The 19,390-nt window shown below is 65.2% G+C and carries 2 protein-coding genes (1 of these 2 cut by a window edge); both read left to right on the plus strand.

The features are described 5' to 3' along the window. Positions 1-13,014, plus strand: coding sequence for a non-ribosomal peptide synthetase (locus K5Y35_RS19760; protein WP_222832684.1), 13,014 nt, complete (start codon positions 1-3; stop codon positions 13,012-13,014). Beyond that, positions 13,011-19,390 carry the beginning of a non-ribosomal peptide synthase/polyketide synthase gene (locus K5Y35_RS19765; protein ID WP_222832685.1) on the plus strand. The gene runs 11,443 nt beyond the window's last position, so the window shows 6,380 of its 17,823 coding nt (coding positions 1-6,380); it begins with the start codon at positions 13,011-13,013; its stop codon lies off the right edge, out of view. The genes K5Y35_RS19760 and K5Y35_RS19765 overlap by 4 nt, the downstream gene beginning before the upstream one ends.

Genomic DNA, 19,390 nt, shown 5'->3' on the forward strand with positions numbered 1-19,390 from the left:
ATGCAATTCAGCGAACTGATGGCTGTTATTTCCACCCATGCGATCCGCCTTCAACAGGAAGATGAAGACCTGGTCATTCTGGGCAGCGACGACGCGCTGGATGATGCGGTGTGGGACAGTCTCGCCGCGCACAAGACGCAACTGCTGGAACTGGTCGCCCGTCACGGCGGCGACTGGTTGAGCCCGGCGTTTCGCATCACCCCGGACATGCTGCCGCTGGTGACGCTGGATCAGCCGACCATCGACCGTATCGTCGCCAGCGTGCCGGGCGGCGCTGCCAACCTGCAGGATATCTACCCGCTGGCGCCGTTGCAGGAAGGCATGCTGTACCTGCACCTGTCGGCGCCTGCTGGCGACCCCTACGTGTCGCAGGCGCGCTTCGCCTTCGCCAGTCGTGAGCGTCTGGAAGCTTTCGCCGAGGCGCTGCAGTGGATGATCGAACGCCACGACATCCTGCGCACCTCGTTCGTCTGGGAACGCCTGGATGAACCGCTGCAAGTGGTGCAACGCCATGCGTCGCTGCATTGCGAAGAAGTCCGGCTCGACCCGGGTGTCGACGTGCTGACGCAACTGCTCGAACGTCACGATCCGCGCACCTTCCGTCTTGATGTGCAGCAGGCGCCGCTGCTGCGTCTGGTGTATGCGGCGGACCCGGCGAACGGGCGTGTGGTTGCGCTGTTGCTGTTTCATCACTTGATCATGGACCACGTCGCCCTCGATGTGGTGCGTCGGGAAACCCGTGCGCACCTGCTCGGCCAGGCCGCGCAGGTCGGGCCGGCGGTGCCGTATCGCGATCACCTGGCCAAGGCGCGCCTGGGCCTCGACCAACAGTTCCATGAGGCGTTCTTCCGCGAGATGCTCGCCGACATCGACGAGCCGACCTTGCCCTGCGGTTTGCAGGATGTGCAAGGCGACGGCCAGGCCATCGAAGAAGCCTTGCTGATGCTTGAGCCCGAGTTGAGTCGACAACTGCGCGGGCAGGCGCGCCAGCTCGGGGTCAGTGTCGCCAGCCTGATGCACCTGGCGCTGGGCCGGGTGCTCGGCCAGTTGTCCGGGCGCACGGCGGTGGTGTTCGGCACCGTGCTGCTGGGGCGGATGGAGGCAGGCGAGGGCGGCGAGCAAGCGCTGGGCATGTTCATCAACACGTTGCCGCTGCGCGTGGATGTCGGGCAGGACGGGGCGCGCGAGGCGGTGCTGGCGACCCATCGGCGCCTGACCGCATTGCTCGCCCATGAGCAGACGTCACTGGCACTGGCCCAGCGCTGCAGCGCCGTCGCGGTGCCGACGCCGCTGTTCAGCGCCATTCTCAACTACCGGCACAGCAGCGCGGAAGACGTCGCCGAGGTCAGCGATCTGGCCCCTGGCGTGCAGGTGTTGGGCGCCCGTGAGCGCACCAACTACCCGTTGACCGTCAATATTGATGATCTCGGTGAAGACTTGCGCATTACCGCGCTGGCGGACGCGGCCCTCGGTGCCGAGCGCATCGCCCGTTACCTGAACACCGCGCTGCACAGTCTGGTGCACGCCCTGCAATCGGCGCCGAATACGCCGCTGCACAGCCTCGATATCCTGCCGGCAGCCGAGCGTGAAAAACTCCTGCATGGCGACCGTTCATTGGCGCCGCGCTTCCCCGAATCACCGCTGATCCACCAACAGTTCGAAGCCCACGCACGGGCTCGGCCCGAAGCGCCGGCGCTGATGTTCGGCGGGCACACCCTGAGCTACGGCGAACTCAATCGCCGCGCCAACCAGCTCGCGCATCACTTGCTGGCGCGCGGTGTCCGCCCGGATGACCGGGTGGCGATCTGCGTCGAGCGCGGCCCGCAGATGATCGTCGGCCTGCTTGGCGTGCTCAAGGCCGGCGCCGCTTACGTGCCGATCGACCCGGCGTATCCGCTGGAACGCATCGCCTACACCCTTGAGGACAGCACCCCGGTGGCGCTGTTGATGCAGGCCGACACCGCCGAGCGCGTGGCCGGTGCCGAGGTTGTGCAAATCGACCTCGACAGTGTGCAACTGCACGCCGAGCTGACCAGCAATCCGTACATCCCTGAACTGCTGCCGAGCCATCTGGCCTATGTGATCTACACCTCCGGTTCCACCGGTCTGCCCAAAGGCGTAATGGTCGAGCACCGCAACGTGGTGCGGTTGTTCGCGGCGACCCAGCCGTGGTTCAACTTCAACCCGCAAGATGTCGGGGCACTGTTCCATTCCTTTGCGTTCGACTTTTCGGTGTGGGAAATCTGGGCCGCGCTGGCCTTCGGTGGCCAGTTGCTGCTGGTGCCGCAAGCGGTCAGCCGTTCCCCGGACGACTGCTACGCGTTGCTGTGCCGCAGCGGCGTCACCGTGCTCAACCAGACCCCGAGTGCCTTCCGCCAGTTGATCGCCGCGCAGGGGCGCAGCCCGTTGCAGCACTCGTTGCGCGAAGTGGTGTTCGGCGGCGAAGCCCTGGAACCGGGCCTGCTCAAGCCGTGGTATGCGCGGGTCGGCAATGCCGGCACGCGCCTGGTGAACATGTACGGCATCACCGAAACCACCGTGCACGTGACCTATCGGCCATTGGCCGCGGCGGATGCGCATCTGGTCGGGCGCAGCCCGATTGGTGTGGGCATTCCCGACCTGCAACTGTACGTGCTCGACGCCCAACGCGAACCGGTACCCGCCGGCGTCATCGGTGAGCTGTACGTCGGCGGTGCCGGGGTTGCCCGTGGCTACCTCAATCGCCAGGCGCTGACCGCCGAGCGCTTTATTGCCGACCCGTTCAGCGGCCGCACCGACGCCCGTTTGTACAAGACCGGTGACCTCGCACGCTGGACCGCAGACGGCAGCCTCGAATACCTGGGGCGCAATGACGATCAGGTGAAAATCCGCGGTTTCCGCATCGAACTGGGCGAAATCGAAGCGCGTCTTGCGGCCTGCCACGGTGTGCGTGAAGCGGTGGTCATCGCCCGCGAAGACAGCCCCGGTGATCAGCGGCTGGTGGCGTACTGGCTGGCCGCTGAAGACGCCGCGCCGAGTGCCGCGCAATTGCGCGACGCGTTGCTGCTGTCGCTGGCCGACTACATGGTGCCGAGCGCCTTCGTACGCCTCGATGCGTTGCCGCTGACCACCAACGGCAAGCTGGATCGCAAGGCCTTGCCGCAGCCTGAGAGCGATGCGTTCGCCCGGCGCGGTTTCGAAGCACCGTCGGGTGACGTGGAAACGCTGATTGCCGGCCTCTGGCAGACCCTGCTCGGTGTCGAACAGGTAGGCCGTCATGACAATTTCTTCGAACTCGGCGGCCATTCGCTGCTGGCGGTAAAACTGATCGAGCGCATGCGTCAGCACGATCTGCACTGCGACGTACGCGTGCTGTTCGGCCAGCCAAGCGTGGCGGCACTGGCGGCGACGCTCGGCAGCGGCCACCGCCTCGTGGTGCCGGACAATCGGATCAGCGCCGATTGCACACGGATCACCCCGGACTTGCTGCCACTGGTCTCACTGGATCAAGCCGCCATCGACCGCGTTGTGGCCACGGTGCCCGGCGGCGTCGCCAATGTGCAGGACATTTACGGTCTGGCACCGTTGCAGGCGGGGATTCTCTACCACCACCTGGCGACCAGCGCCGGCGACCCGTACGTGCTGCAGGCGCAATTCGCCTTCGCGGGTCTGCCACAGATCGAGGCCTTCGTTCGCGCACTGAACGCAGTGATCGCCCGGCACGACATTCTGCGCACCGGCGTGGTCTGGGAAGGCCTGGAAGAACCGCTGCAGGTGGTCTGGCGCGAAGCGCCGCTGGCGCTGGAGCGCGTCGATGCCGACCTGCTCGAAGGCGACGTGCTGGAGCAGATGCAGGCGCGTTTCGATCCGCGTCACTACCGCCTCGACCTGCGCCGTGCACCTTTGATGCGCCTGGCCTATAGCGAAGACCGCGAACACCAGCGCTGGGTCGGCATCCTGTTGCTGCACCACATCGTCCTCGACCACACCGCACTCGAGGTGTTGCTGGCAGAAATGAACGACAGCCTGCAACCAGGCGCTCGCGAACTGCCGGCGCCGGTGCAGTACCGCAACTACGTGGCGCAAGCGCAACAGGGCGCCAATGCCCAGGCGCATGAAGCGTTTTTCCGCGACATGCTCGGCGACATCGACGAACCGACCGTGGCCTTCGGTCTGCAAGACGTGCATGGCGACGGCAGCAGCATTGTCGATACCGTGCAGGCACTGGACGCCAGCGTTGCCCGGCGCTTGCGCGAACAGGCGCGCCGGCTCGGGATCAGCGCCGCCAGCCTGGTGCACCAGGCCTGGGGGCAGGTGCTGGCGCAAATGTCGGGCCGCGACGAGGTGGTGTTCGGCACGGTCTTGCTCGGGCGCATGCAGGGCGGCGAGGGCGCCGACCGCGCGTTGGGCATGTTCATCAACACCTTGCCGCTGCGGGTCAGCGTCGGCGCGATGGCGGTGCAGGACGGTGTGCGCGCCACCCACGAGCGGCTGGCGCAACTGCTGGGCCACGAACAGGCCTCGCTGGCGCTGGCCCAGCGTTGCAGCGGTGTATCGGCGGCGCTGCCGCTGTTCAGCACCTTGCTCAACTATCGCCACAGCGCGGCGCAATCGGCGAGCGTGGCGTGTGATGGCATCGAGGTACTGAGTTCCCGCGAGCGCAGCAACTATCCATTGGTGATCAGCGTCGACGATCTCGGTGAAGGCTTTGGCCTGACTGTGCAAGCCGTCCCGCAAGTGAATGGCGTGCGGGTCTGCGATTACCTGCAAACCGCGCTGCACAACCTGCTGGCAGCACTGGAGCACGCTCCGGCCACTGCGTTGCAGCAGATTTCGGTGATGTCGCCCAGCGAGCGGCAGCGGGTTCTGGTCGGGTTCAACATCACCGGGCGTGAATACCCGCCTGCGCAAACCGTACAGCGTCTTTTCGAACAGCAAGCGGTAGCCCATCCCGAGGCCCTGGCGGCGGTGCAAGGTACGCAGCAATTGAGCTATGGCGAACTCAACCAGCGCGCCAATCGCCTCGCGCATCACCTGATCGGCCTTGGCGTGCAGCCCGACGACCGGATCGCCCTGTGTGCCCGGCGCAGCCCGGACATGCTGGTCGCACTGTTGGCGATCCTCAAGGCCGGCGCCGCTTATGTGCCGGTCGATCCGGCGTACCCGCCGGAGCGCATTGCCTACCTGTTGCAGGACTGTGCGCCGGTGGCGGTCCTGGCCCAAGCCTCGACCCGCGACCTGCTCGGTGGCGTAGCGCTGATCAATCTCGACAGCGAACGCTGGCAACACCTGTCAGATGCCAATCCGCGGATACCGGCGCTGACGCCGAACCATTTGGCCTATGTGATCTACACCTCCGGTTCCACCGGCCAGCCGAAAGGGGTGATGGTCGAACATGCGACCCTGGAAAACCTCGTGCACTGGCACGTCGAAGCCTTCGACCTGCAGGCCGGCAGTCATACCGCGAGTGTCGCCGGGTTCGGTTTCGACGCCATGGCCTGGGAAGTGTGGCCAGCGCTGTGCGTCGGCGCGACCTTGCACCTGCCGCCGCAGTCGATCGGTAACGAGCACCTGGACGAGTTGCTCGACTGGTGGTGCGCGCAGCCGTTGCAGGTGAGCTTCCTGCCGACACCGGTGGCCGAATATGCCTTCAGCCGTCAGTTGCAGCACCCGACCTTGCGCACGCTGTTGATCGGTGGCGATCGCCTGCGCCAGTTCACGCGCCTGCAAAGCTTCGAGGTGATCAACAACTATGGTCCGACCGAAGCGACGGTGGTCGCGACTTCCGGGCGGGTGGAGTGTGGCCAGCCGTTGCACATTGGCCGGCCGATCGCCAATGCCAAGGTGTACTTGCTGGACGCCGAGCAGCGTCCGGTGCCGGTGGGCGTGGCGGGCGAGTTGTATGTCGGCGGCGCGGGCGTGGCGCGTGGCTATTTGAATCGCCCCGAATTGAGCGCTGCGCAGTTCCTCTTTGACCCGTTCAGCGACGACCCGCAGGCGCGCATGTACCGCACCGGCGATCAGGCGCGCTGGCTGGCCGACGGCAATATCGAGTACCTGGGGCGCAACGACGATCAGGTCAAATTGCGCGGCGTGCGCATCGAACTCGGTGAAATCGAAGCCGCGCTCGGCAGTCACGCGGCGTTGCAGGAAGCTGTGGTCCTGGTGCGCGATGGGCGCCTGATCGCCTGGTTCACCGAGCGCTCGGCGGTTGACATCGAACAGTTGCGCAATCACTTGCAGGCGCGCCTGCCCGACGCTTTGTTGCCCGCGGCTTACGTGCGGCTGGCGGCCTTGCCGTTGACCGCCAACGGCAAGATTGATCGCAAGGCCTTGCCGGAACCGGAGCACGGTGCGTGGCTCAGCCGCGAATACGAGGCGCCACACGGTGCGGTGGAAATCGCGCTGGCGCAGATCTGGATCGACGTGCTGAAGGTCGAGCGGGTCGGGCGCCACGACAACTTCTTCGAATTGGGCGGGCATTCGTTGTTGGCGGTGAGCCTGATCGAACGCATGCGCCAGATCGACCTCGCCGCCGACGTGCGCGTGTTATTCAACCAGCCGACCCTGGCAGCACTGGCCGCCGCTGTGGGCAGCGGTCGTGAAATTGCAGTCCCGGCCAACCGGATCCCGCCAGGCTGCACGCACATCACCCCGGACATGCTGAGCCTGACCGAACTCGATCAGCCGAGCATCGCACGCATCGTCGCCACGGTGCCCGGTGGCGCGGCCAACGTGCAGGACATCTACCCGCTGGCGCCGCTGCAGGAAGGCATTCTTTATCACCACCTGAGCGCCGAACAGGGTGATCCATACCTGCTGCAATCGCGACTGGCGTTCGACACTGTCGAGCGTCTGCGCACGTTCGGTAATGCCTTGCAGCAGGTCATCGCGCGCCACGACATCCTGCGCACCAGCGTGGTCTGGGAGGGACTGTCGAGCCCGCACCAGGTGGTGTGGCGCGAGGCTACGCTGGTGGTGCAAGCGGTGGCGCTGGACCCGGCGCAAGGTGACATTCTCGAACAGTTGCACGCACGCTTCGATGCGCGCTACCACCGCCTCGACCTCCGCCAGGCGCCGCTGATGCGCATCGTCTATGCCGAGGACCCGGCGCAGCAGCGGGTGGTGGCGATTATCCTGTTCCAGCACTTGATCCTCGACCACACCGCGATGGCAGTGGTGGGCGAGGAAATGCGTGCGTTCATGTTCGATCAGGCCGACAGCCTCGGCGCGCCGATGCCGTATCGCAACTACGTGGCGCAGGCGCGGCTGGGCGCCAATGAGCAGGAGCACGAAGCGTTCTTCCGCGACATGCTTGGCGATATCGACGAGCCGACCCTGCCGTTCGGCCTGCACGACGTGCAAGGCGATGGCGGCGACATCGAGGAGGCGCAGCAAACCGTCGATACCGGGCTGACCCGGCGTCTGCGCGAGCAGGCCCGGCAACTGGGCGTCAGTCCGGCGAGCCTGATGCACGTGGCCTGGGCGCAGGTATTGGGCGTGCTTGCCAACCGCCGCGACGTGGTGTTCGGCACGGTGCTGCTGGGCCGTCTGCAGGGCGGCGAGGGCGCCGACCGCACGCTGGGCGTGTTCATTAACACCTTGCCGTTGCGCGTGGACGTCAGCGCAGGTGTGCAAGGCGCGGTCAAGGCCACACACGCACGCTTGACCGCGCTGTTGGCCCATGAACATGCGCCACTCGCGCTGGCCCAACGCTGCAGCGCGGTGTCCGGGGCGCCGCTGTTCAGCGCCATTCTCAACTACCGGCACAGTGCCGCCGAGGCGCAGCCGCGTGACGGTCAGGGCATCTGGGAAGGTGTGCAGCTACTCGGCGGCGAAGAGCGCAGCAACTACCCGCTGACCCTCAGCGTCGACGACCTGGGCGAAGGCTTCGCCCTCGCGGTACTGGCGCTGACGCAGATCGGCGCGCAGCGCATTTGCGGCTACATGCACACCGCGCTGGAGCATCTGGTGAACGCGCTGGAACAGGCGCCGCAACGTCCGCTCAACCGCTTGCCGATTCTTCCGGTGGAGGAATACGAGCGCTTGCTGGTCGGCTTCAACCCGACAGCGACGGCGTACCCGCGCGGGGCAACGATTCAGGCGCTGGTGCAAGTGCAGGCCGCGCAACAACCAGAGGCTCTGGCGGTGGTGCAGGGCGCGCAGCAACTGACCTATGCGCAACTCAATCAACAGGCCAATCGCCTGGCCCATCACTTGCTCGGCCTCGGCGTGCAACCGGACGACCGGATCGCCGTGTGCCTGCAACGCAGCCCGCAAATGCTGGTGGCGCTGCTGGCGATCCTCAAGGCCGGCGCCGGTTACGTGCCGGTCGATCCGGCGTACCCGGCGGAACGCATCGCTTACCTGTTGCAGGACAGCGATCCGGTGGCGGTGCTGGCACAGGCCTCGACCCGTGAGCTGTTGGGCCGGGTGCCGGTGATCGACCTCGACCAGGACATCTGGCAGCACCTGTCCGACGCCAATCCGCAACTGCCGACGTTGACCCCGGCGCATCTGGCCTACGTGATCTACACCTCGGGTTCGACCGGCCAGCCGAAAGGCGTGATGGTCGAACATGCGACCCTGGAGAACCTCGTGCACTGGCACTGCGAGGCGTTCGACCTGCGTGCGGGCAGCCACACCGCGAGTGTCGCCGGTTGCGGTTTTGACGCGATGGCCTGGGAAGTCTGGCCGGCGCTGTGCGTCGGTGCGACCCTGCATTTGCCGCCGCAGTCGATCGGCAACGAACACCTCGACGACTTGCTCGATTGGTGGTGCGCGCAACCGTTGCAGGTCAGCTTCCTGCCGACTCCGATCGCCGAATACGCCTTCAGTCGCGAGCTGCAGCACCCGACGCTGCGCACGCTGTTGATTGGCGGCGATCGCCTGCGCCAGTTCCCCCGCGAACACAGCTTTGCGGTGATCAACAACTACGGCCCGACCGAGGCCACGGTGGTTGCGACCTCCGGCCAGATCAATGCCGGCCGGCTGCTGCACATCGGCCGGCCCGTCAGCAACGCCAAAGTCTACCTGCTCGATGATCAGCAACGGCCGGTGCCGGTGGGCGTGACGGGTGAGTTGTACGTCGGTGGCGCGGGGGTGGCCCGGGGTTATCTGAACCGCCGCGACCTGAGCGCCGAACGCTTCCTTGAAGACCCGTTCAGCGACGAACCGCAGGCACGCATGTACCGCACCGGCGACCTCGCGCGCTGGTTGGCCGATGGCAATATCGAGTACCTGGGGCGTAACGACGATCAGGTCAAACTGCGCGGCGTGCGCGTGGAACTGGGGGAAGTCGACGCCGCGCTGTCGAGTCATCCGGCGGTGCAGGACGCGGTGGTGCTGGTGCGCGAGGCGCGTTTGATCGCCTGGTTCACGGCGCGCACGGCAGTCGACATCGAGGACCTGCGCCTGCATCTGCAGGCACGCTTGCCGCAGGCCTTGGTGCCCGCCGCTTATGTGCGCCTGTCGGCGCTGCCGTTGACCGCCAACGGCAAACTCGACCGCAAGGCCTTGCCCGAACCGGATCAGGACGCCTGGCTCAGCCGCGAATACGTTGCACCGCAAGGTTCAGTGGAAACCGCGCTGGCGCAGGTCTGGGCCGAGGTGTTGCAGGTCGAGCAGGTCGGGCGTCACGACAACTTTTTCGAACTGGGCGGCCATTCGCTGCTGGCGGTGAGCCTGATCGAGCGCATGCGTCAGCTCGGCCTGAGCACCGACGTGCGCGTGCTGTTCAGCCAGCCGACCCTCGCCGCGCTGGCCGCCGCCGTGGGCAGCGGCCGCGAAGTCGAAGTGCCGGCCAACCTGATTCCGAGCGGATGCACGCACATCACCCCGCAGATGCTGACGTTGCTGCAACTGGATCAGCCGAGTATCGAGCGGGTGGTCGCGACGGTGCCGGGTGGCGCGGCCAACGTGCAGGATATTTACCCGTTGGCGCCGCTGCAGGAAGGCATTCTTTATCACCACTTGAGCGCCGCGCAGGGCGATCCGTACCTGCTGCAATCGCGCCTTGCATTCGACAGCCTCGAACGCTTGCAAGCCTTCGCCGCCGCGCTGCGTCAGGTCATGGCCCGTCACGACATCCTGCGCAGCGGGGTGGTCTGGGAGGGCTTGGCGACGCCGGTGCAAGTGGTCTGGCGTGAGGCGCAACTGCCGGTGCAGGAGCTCATCCTCGACCCGGCGGCCGGCGATGTTCTGGCGCAGTTGTACGAGCGTTTCGACGCGCGGCATTACCGCATCGAGCTCAGTCAGGCACCGTTGATTCGTCTGGTCCATGCGCAAGACCCGGCCAATGATCGGGTGGTCGCGATGCTGCTGTTCCATCACATCGCCATGGACCACACGGCGCTGGCCGTGGTCCAGGAAGAAATGCAGGTGATCCTCTTCGGCCACGGCCAGGCACCGCTGCCGGCGGTGCCATACCGCAACTACGTGGCGCAGACGCGCCTGGGCGTCAGTGAGCAGGAACATGAAGCGTTCTTCCGCACGATGCTCGGTGACATTGACGAGCCGACGCTGCCGTTCGGTCTGCTTGACGTACACGGCGACGGCAGTGACATCGAAGAAGTGCGCCAGAGCGTGCCCGAAGCCCTGGCCCTGCGCTTGCGTGGCCAGGCGCGGCAACTGGGGGTGAGTGTCGCCAGCCTGTTCCACCTGGCGTGGGCGCAGGTCCTGGCCGCGACTTCCGGGCAGGAGCACGTGGTGTTCGGCACCGTGCTGTTGGGCCGGATGCAGGGCGGCAGCGGTGCCGATCGCGGCCTGGGCATGTTCATCAACACCTTGCCGTTGCGCGTCGATCTGGGCGACACCCCGGTGCGTGCCGGCGTCCGTGCGACCCACGCCCGACTGACCGCGTTGCTCGGCCACGAACATGCGTCACTGGCGCTGGCCCAGCGTTGCAGCGGTGTGGCAGCGCCGGCGCCGCTGTTCAGCGCCATGCTCAACTACCGCCACAGCGTCAGCGAGGAACAGCAGCAGGCCGCTCGCCTGAGCTGGCAAGGCATCCATAACCTTTCCAGCGAAGAGCGCACCAACTATCCGCTGAGCCTGAACGTCGATGACCTCGGCCAGGGCTTTTACCTCACGGCGATGATCCCTTCGCGCATTGGTGCGGCGCGGGTCTGTGGCTACCTGCAACAGGCGTTGTCGGGGCTGGTCGAGGCGCTGGAGCAGACACCGCAGCAGGCGTTGAACCGTTTACCGGTGTTGCCGGATGGCGAACGTCGGCAACTGCTGTTCGGCCTCAATGCCACAGCGGTCGATTACAACCTCGAGCAGACGATTCATGGGCTGTTCGAGGCGCAAGTGCAGCGCTCGCCGCAGGCGTCGGCGGTGGTGGCCGCTGAGCAGTCGCTGACTTTCGCCGAACTCAATGCGCGGGCCAATCAACTGGCGCGGCATTTGCGCGGAGTGGGGGTGCAGGCCGATTCGCGGGTGGCGATCTGCGTCGAACGCAGTCTGGACATGGTGGTCGGGCTGCTGGCGATTCTCAAGGCCGGCGGCGCTTATGTGCCGCTGGACCCGGCGTACCCGTTGGAGCGTCTGGCCTACATGCTGGAGGACAGTGCACCACTGGCGGTGTTGGTCCAGGGTTCGACTCGCTCGTTGCTCGGCGACGTCATGGTGCCGTTGATCGATCTGGATCAGCCGCACTGGCAATCGCAACCGGCGGACAATCTGTCAGCACCGGAAATGACTCCGAACCACACGGCTTACGTGATTTATACCTCGGGTTCCACCGGGCAACCCAAAGGCGTGATCAACGAACACGCCGGGGTGGTCAACCGCTTGTTTTGGATGCAGGACGCTTATCAGCTGACGGCAGCCGATTCCGTACTTCAAAAGACGCCATTCAGCTTCGACGTGTCGGTGTGGGAATTCTTCTGGCCGTTGATGACCGGCGCCCGACTGGTCATGGCAAGGCCCGAGGGGCATAAGGATCCGCAGTACCTCAGCGAAGTGATCGAGCGCGAGCACATCACCACGCTGCACTTTGTGCCGTCGATGCTCGACGTGTTCCTCACCCATGCTGAAACTGCACGTTGCGGCGGATTGCGTCAGGTGATGTGCAGTGGCGAAGCCTTGCCGGGCAGCATCGTTCGGCGTTTCAAACAGCAAGTGCCAAGCAGCAAATTGCACAACCTGTACGGCCCGACCGAAGCGGCGGTGGACGTCACCGCGTGGGATTGCGCCGGGCCGCTGGAGCAAACTCCGGACAACACGCCGATCGGCAAACCGATCGCCAACACCCGCATGTATATCCTCGATGCACAACAGCAGCCCGTGCCCCAGGGCGTGGTCGGCGAGTTGTACATCGGCGGCGTGCAGGTGGCCCGTGGTTATCTGAATCGCCCGGAACTGAGCGCCGAACGCTTCCTCGACGATCCATTTCAGGCAAACGGACGCATGTACCGCACCGGCGACGTCGCCCGCTATCTGGCCGACGGCAATATCGAATACCTCGGCCGCAACGACGATCAGGTGAAGATCCGCGGCTTGCGCATCGAACTCGGTGAAATCCAGGCCCGCCTGACCCAGGTCGATGGTGTGCAGGAAGCCGCCGTGCTGGCTCGCGAAGACGTACCTGGCGACAAGCGTCTGGTCGCGTATTACACCGGCGCCCGCCTCGAAATCGACGTTCTGCGCAGTCACCTGCTGGAGCATTTGCCGGACTACATGGTGCCTGCCGTGTTCGTGCACCTCGACACTTTGCCGCTGAGCCCCAACGGCAAACTCGATCGCAAGGCGCTGCCGGCGCCGGATCAAGGCGCGTTGCCAACCCGCGAATATGAAGCCCCGGTCGGCGAAGTGGAAGTCACCCTCGCACGCTTGTGGGCCGAACTGCTCAACGTCGAGCGGGTAGGGCGTCACGACCATTTCTTTGAACTGGGTGGTCACTCGCTGCTGGCGGTCAGTCTGATCGGCCGGCTGCGTCAGGAAGGCATGGAAGCCGATGTCAGGTCGTTGTTCGAACATCCGACCCTGGCCGGTTACGCCGCAATTACGGAAAGAATGGAGATCGTCCTGTGAACGTGATCGAACTGTTGGCCACATTGAAGGCTAAAGATATTCAGCTGGCGGTCACGGATGACCAGTTGCGGGTCAACGGCAACAAACAGGCCTTGAGCGATCCGGCATTGCTGGCGCTGTTGCGCGAGCACAAACCGGCGCTGATCGAACTGATCAAGGCCGGGCAATACTCGGCCACCCGACACGGGCAGGTCGAGGTGCCGGCCAATGGCATTGTTCCGGGGACGACACGCATCACGCCGGCGATGCTGACCCTGGTCGAACTCGACCAGGCCACCATCGACCGTCTCGTTGAGCAAGTGCCCGGCGGTGCGGCCAACGTGCAGGACATTTATCCGCTGGCGCCGCTGCAGGAAGGCATCCTCTATCACCACGCCAGTGGCGGCGAGGGCGATCCGTATGTCATGCAGTCGCACTTCGCCTTTGCCAGCCGTGAACGCTTTCAGGCGTTCGCCCACGCCCTGCAAAGCGTGATTGATCGCCACGACATCCTGCGCACTGCGGTGTACTGGGAAGGGCTGGATGCGCCGGTGCAAGTGGTCTGGCGTCGGGCCGAACTGCCGATGGAGGAAGTGCTGCCCCCGACAGCCGACAGCGACGTGCTGGTGTACCTGCACGAGCGTTTTGACGCCCGGCATTTTCGTCTCGATGTCAGCCGCGCACCGTTGATGCGCCTGGCCCATGCCTGGGACGAAGCCGGGCAGCGGGTGATCGCCACGTTGCTGTTCCATCACATGGCCCTCGATCACTCGGCCCTCGACGTGGTGCGTCATGAAATGCGCGCCTGCCTCACCGGACAAACTGAATCACTCGGGCGCCCGGTGCCGTTTCGCAATTACGTGGCCCAGGCGCGACTGGGCGTCAGCGAAGCCGAGCACGAGGCGTTCTTCCGCGACATGCTCGGCGATGTCGACGAGCCGACGCTGCCCTATGGTCTGCAAGACGTGCAGGGTGACGGTAGCCAGATCGAAGAGTTGAGCGTGCCGGTCGAGGCGCTGCTGGGGCAGCGTTTGCGTGCTCAGGCGCGCACGCTCGGGGTGAGTGCCGCGAGCCTGTTTCACCTCGGCTGGGCGCAAGTACTGGCGGCGCTCACCGGCAAGCAACAGGTGGTGTTCGGCACGGTGCTGATGGGGCGCATGCAGGGCGCCGAAGCGATTGACCGGGCGCTGGGGATTTTCATCAACACCTTGCCGCTGCGGGTGGATATCGACGGCGAGGACGTGCGTGCGGCGGTCAACGCCACGCACGTTCGGCTGACCACGCTGATGCGCCACGAATACGCGCCGCTGGCCCTGGCCCAGCGGTGCAGTCACGTGGTGGCGCCGACACCGTTGTTCAGCACGCTGCTCAATTATCGCCACAGCCACGACGTCGCCACGGCCAGTGCGCAAACCCTTGCAGCATGGGAGGGCATCACCACCCTGAGTTCCGAGGAACGCACCAACTACCCGTTGACCCTGAGCGTCGATGACCTCGGTGAGCGTTTCCATCTGACCTTGCTGGCCAGTACGCAAACCCATCCGCAGCGGGTCTGCGACTACATGCTCTGCGCGCTGGAAAACCTTGTGCTGGCGCTGGAGCAGGCGCCGCAGACGCCGGTCAATCAACTGCCGATCCTGCCGGCGGCGGAGCGGGCGCAGGTGCTGCTTGGCTTCAATGCCACGCAGGCGCAAGGCCTGACCGAGTTGACCCTTCACCAGCGTCTCGAGGCGCAGGTGGCCGAGCGGCCTGAGGCGTTGGCGGCGGTGTTTGGCGATGCGCAAATGACCTACGCCGAACTCAACCGCGAGGCCAACGTCCTGGCGCATCACTTGATCGACCGGGGGGTAAAACCTGACGACCGTGTGGCCATCGTCGCCCGCCGTGGCCTCGAGACGCTGGTCGGGCTGGTCGCGATTCTCAAGGCCGGCGCCGGTTACGTGCCGGTTGATCCCGCACATCCGGCCGAGCGTTTGCATTATTTGCTCGATGACAGTGCGCCAGTGGCGGTTCTGACCCAGAGCCGTCTGCGTGAGCGCCTGCCGGCTCTGAGCGTGCCGGTGATCGACCTCGACCGCCGCACCTGGCCGCAGCGCGCTACCCATGACCCACAAGTGCCGGGCCTGAGCACTGCGCACCTGGCCTACGTGATTTACACCTCCGGTTCCACCGGCCTGCCCAAAGGCGTGATGGTCGAACACCACACCTTGAGCAATCTGGTCGATTGGCATTGCACAGCGTTCGACCTGTGCGCGGGTCGCCACACTTCAAGCCTCGCCGGGTTCGGTTTCGACGCGATGGCCTGGGAAGTCTGGCCGGCGCTGTGTGCCGGCGCGACCCTGCATCTGGCACCGACCCATGACGGCGGCGAAGACATCGACGCGTTGCTTGAATGGTGGCGCGCGCAACCGCTGGACGTGAGCTTCCTGCCGACACCGGTGGCCGAATACGCCTTCAGCCAGAACCTCGAACACCCGACCCTGCGCACACTGCTGATCGGTGGTGACCGCTTGCGTCAGTTCAACCGCAACCAGCATTTCGACGTGATCAACAACTACGGCCCGACCGAGGCCACGGTGGTCGCGACTTCCGGTCTGGTGCAAAGCGGCGATGCGCTGCACATCGGCAAACCGGTGAGCAACGCCACGGTGTACCTGCTCGATGAACAGCAACGCCCGGTGCCGATTGGCGTTGCCGGCGAGTTGTATGTCGGCGGTGCCGGCGTCGCACGGGGCTACCTGAATCGCCCGCAGATGACTGCCGAGCGTTTCCTGCGTGACCCGTTCAGCAGTGCGCCGAATGCCCGGATGTACCGCACCGGCGATCTTGCGCGCTGGCGCGAGGACGGCACCATCGAATACCTGGGGCGCAATGACGATCAGGTGAAAATTCGCGGCGTGCGCATCGAACTGGGGGAAATCGAAACCTGCCTCAACCAGTTGCCGGGGATTCAGGAAGCGGTGCTGCTGGCCCGCGAAGACCAGCCCGGCCAGCCACGGCTGGTGGCGTACTTCACCGAACAGGCCCAGGTCGAAGCCTTGCCGGTGGGCGAGTTGCGTGCGCAGTTGCTCAGCCGTTTGCCGGAATACATGGTGCCGACGGCGTTCGTCCGGCTTGCCGCACTGCCGCTGACCGCCAACGGCAAGGTCGACCGCAAGGCTCTGCCGGCACCGGAGCTGACGGCGCTGTTCACCCGCGAATACGTGGCGCCCGAAGGCGAGGTGGAAACCGCACTGGCGCGCATCTGGGTCGACGTGTTGCAGGTCGAGCGGGTCGGGCGTCAGGATCACTTTTTCGAACTCGGCGGCCACTCGCTGCTGGCGATGCGCATGGTTGCGCAGGTGCGTCAGCGGCTGGGGGTCGAACTGGCGCTGAGCGATCTGTTCGCCAATGCCGAACTGGCGGCGGTGGCTGCCGTCCTCAGTGAGGCCGGGCGTTGCACCCAGCCGCAGATGCTGCCGGTGCCGCGCGACGGCGCCTTGCCGCTGTCGTTCGCCCAGCAGCGCCTGTGGTTTCTGGCGCAAATGGAAGGCGCCAACACCGCCTACAACATTCCCGTGGCCCTGCGCCTGCGCGGGCGCTTGCATGACGATGCGCTGCAACGCGCACTGGCGCGGATCGTCGCCCGCCACGAAACCTTGCGCAGCCGCTTCACTCAGTACAACGACGAAGCGCAGGTGCTGATTGCGCCGGTGGATACCGGTCTGTTGCTGCGCGTCGAAGATCTGCGCCAGCACCGGCAACCCGACGAAGCCTTGCAGGCGCTGATTCAGGGCGAAGCGTCGGGGCCGTTCGACTTGCAGGACGATCCGCTGATTCGCGGTCGTCTGGTGCGGCTGGCCGACGATCACCATGTGCTGTTGCTGACCCTGCACCACATCATCTCCGATGGCTGGTCGATGGGCGTACTGACCCGCGAATTGATGACGCTGTACCAGGCGTTCAGTCACGGTCAGCCGGATCCATTGCCGCCGCTGACGCTGCAATACACCGATTACGCAATCTGGCAGCGGCGCTGGCTCAGCGGTGAAGTGCTGCAGCGCCAGAGTGAGTTCTGGCAACAGACGCTGGCCGGGGCGCCGGCGTTGCTGATGCTGCCGAGCGACCGTCCGCGTCCGGCGCAGCAGGACTACGCCGGCAGCAGTGTCGCGGTGGTACTCGACGAACGCCTCAGCGCCGGGCTCAAGGCGTTGGGGCAGCGGCATGGCGTGACCCTGTACATGACGCTGATGAGTGCCTGGGCAATGTTGCTCAGTCGTTTGTCCGGTCAGGCGGAGGTGGTGATCGGTTCGCCGGTGGCCAACCGCAACCGCGCCGAGATCGAAGGGCTGATCGGCATGTTCGTCAACACGTTGGCCCTGCGCATCGACACGTCGGGTGAACTCAGCGTCGAAGGGCTGCTGGCGCGGGTCAAGGCGCTGACGCTGGCGGCGCAGGCGCATCAGGATCTGCCGTTCGAGCAGGTGGTGGAAATCGTCCGGCCGGTGCGCAGTCTGGCGCACAGTCCGCTGTTCCAGACCTTGCTCAGTTGGGACGGTCTGGAAAGCCCGGCGCTGGCTCTGGGTGACCTGAGCCTGGAAGGCGTGGCCGAACCGAGCCACTTTGCCAAGTTCGATTTGTCGTTGAGTCTGAGTGACGCCGGCGGGGCGATTCGCGGGTCGCTGGAGTACGCCACGGCGCTGTTCGATGAAGCCACAGTGCAGCGCTTTGTCGGGTACTTCGAGCGCTTGTTGCAAGCGATGGTTGCCAACGATCAGGCGGTGCTGGAGCACGCACCGCTGTTGCTGCAGCAAGAGCAGCAGCGCTTGCTGGTCGAGTTCAATGCCACTGACGTCGATTACGATCTGGAGCAGACGATTCATGGGCTGTTCGAGGCGCAAGTGCAGCGCTCGCCGCAGGCGCCGGCGGTGGTGGCCGCTGAGCAGTCACTGACCTTCGCCGAACTCAATGCGCGGGCCAATCAACTGGCGCGGCATTTGCGCGGAGTGGGGGTGCAGGCCGATTCGCGGGTGGCGATCTGCGTCGAACGCAGTCTGGACATGGTGGTCGGGCTGCTGGCGATTCTCAAGGCCGGCGGCGCTTATGTGCCGCTCGACCCGGCGTACCCGCTGGAGCGTCTGGCCTACATGCTGGAGGACAGTGCGCCACTGGCGGTGTTGGTGCAGGGTTCGACTCGTTCGTTGCTCGGCGAGGTCACGGTACCGCTGATCGATCTGGATCAGCCGCACTGGCAATCGCACCCGGCGGACAATCTGTCAGCACCGGAATTGACCCCGCACCACACGGCTTACGTGATTTACACCTCGGGTTCCACCGGGCAACCCAAAGGCGTGATCAACGAACACGCCGGGGTGGTCAACCGCTTGTTGTGGATGCAGGACGCTTATCAGCTGACGGCAGCCGATTCCGTACTTCAAAAGACGCCGTTCAGCTTCGACGTGTCGGTGTGGGAGTTCTTCTGGCCATTGATGACCGGCGCCCGACTGGTCATGGCAAGGCCCGAGGGGCACAAGGATCCGCAGTACCTCAGCGAAGTGATCGAGCGCGAGCACATCACCACGCTGCACTTTGTGCCGTCGATGCTCGACGTGTTCCTCGCCCACGGCGACACCACGCGTTGCAGCGGATTGCGTCAGGTCATGTGCAGTGGCGAAGCCTTGCCGGGCAGCATCGTTCGGCGTTTCAAACAGCAAGTGCCGGGCAGCAAATTGCATAACCTGTACGGCCCGACCGAAGCGGCGGTAGACGTCACCGCATGGGATTGCGCCGGGCCGCTGGAGCAAACTCCGGACAACACGCCGATCGGCAAACCGATCGCCAACACCCGGATGTACATCCTCGATGCGCAACAACAGCCCGTGCCCCAAGGCGTGGTCGGCGAGTTGTACATCGGCGGCGTGCAGGTGGCCCGTGGTTATCTGAATCGCCCGGAACTGAGCGCCGAACGCTTCCTCGACGATCCATTTCAAGCAAAAGGACGCATATACCGCACCGGCGACGTCGCGCGCTATCTGGCCGACGGCAATATCGAATACCTCGGCCGCAACGACGATCAGGTGAAGATCCGTGGCTTGCGCATCGAACTCGGTGAAATCCAGGCCCGCCTGACTCAGGTCGATGGAGTGCAGGAAGCCGCCGTGCTGGCTCGCGAAGACGTACCTGGCGACAAGCGTCTGGTCGCGTACTACACCGGCGCCCGCCTCGAAATCGACGTTCTGCGCAGTCACCTGCTGGAGCATTTGCCGGACTACATGGTGCCTGCCGTGTTCGTGCATCTCGACACATTGCCGCTTAGCCCCAACGGCAAACTTGACCGCAAGGCGCTACCGGCACCGGATCTGAGCGCGTTGACCTCGCGCGAATACGAAGCCCCGGTCGGCGAAGTGGAAATCGCGCT

The sequence above is a fragment of the Pseudomonas sp. SC3(2021) genome (assembly GCF_019856535.1).
Taxonomy (GTDB): Bacteria; Pseudomonadota; Gammaproteobacteria; order Pseudomonadales; family Pseudomonadaceae; genus Aquipseudomonas; species Aquipseudomonas monsensis.

Bases quoted from the DNA above. Each gene is read 5' to 3' on its own strand.
- K5Y35_RS19760 (WP_222832684.1), top strand. From the start codon at position 1: ATGCAATTCAGCGAACTGATGGCTGTTATTTCCACCCATGCGATCCGC.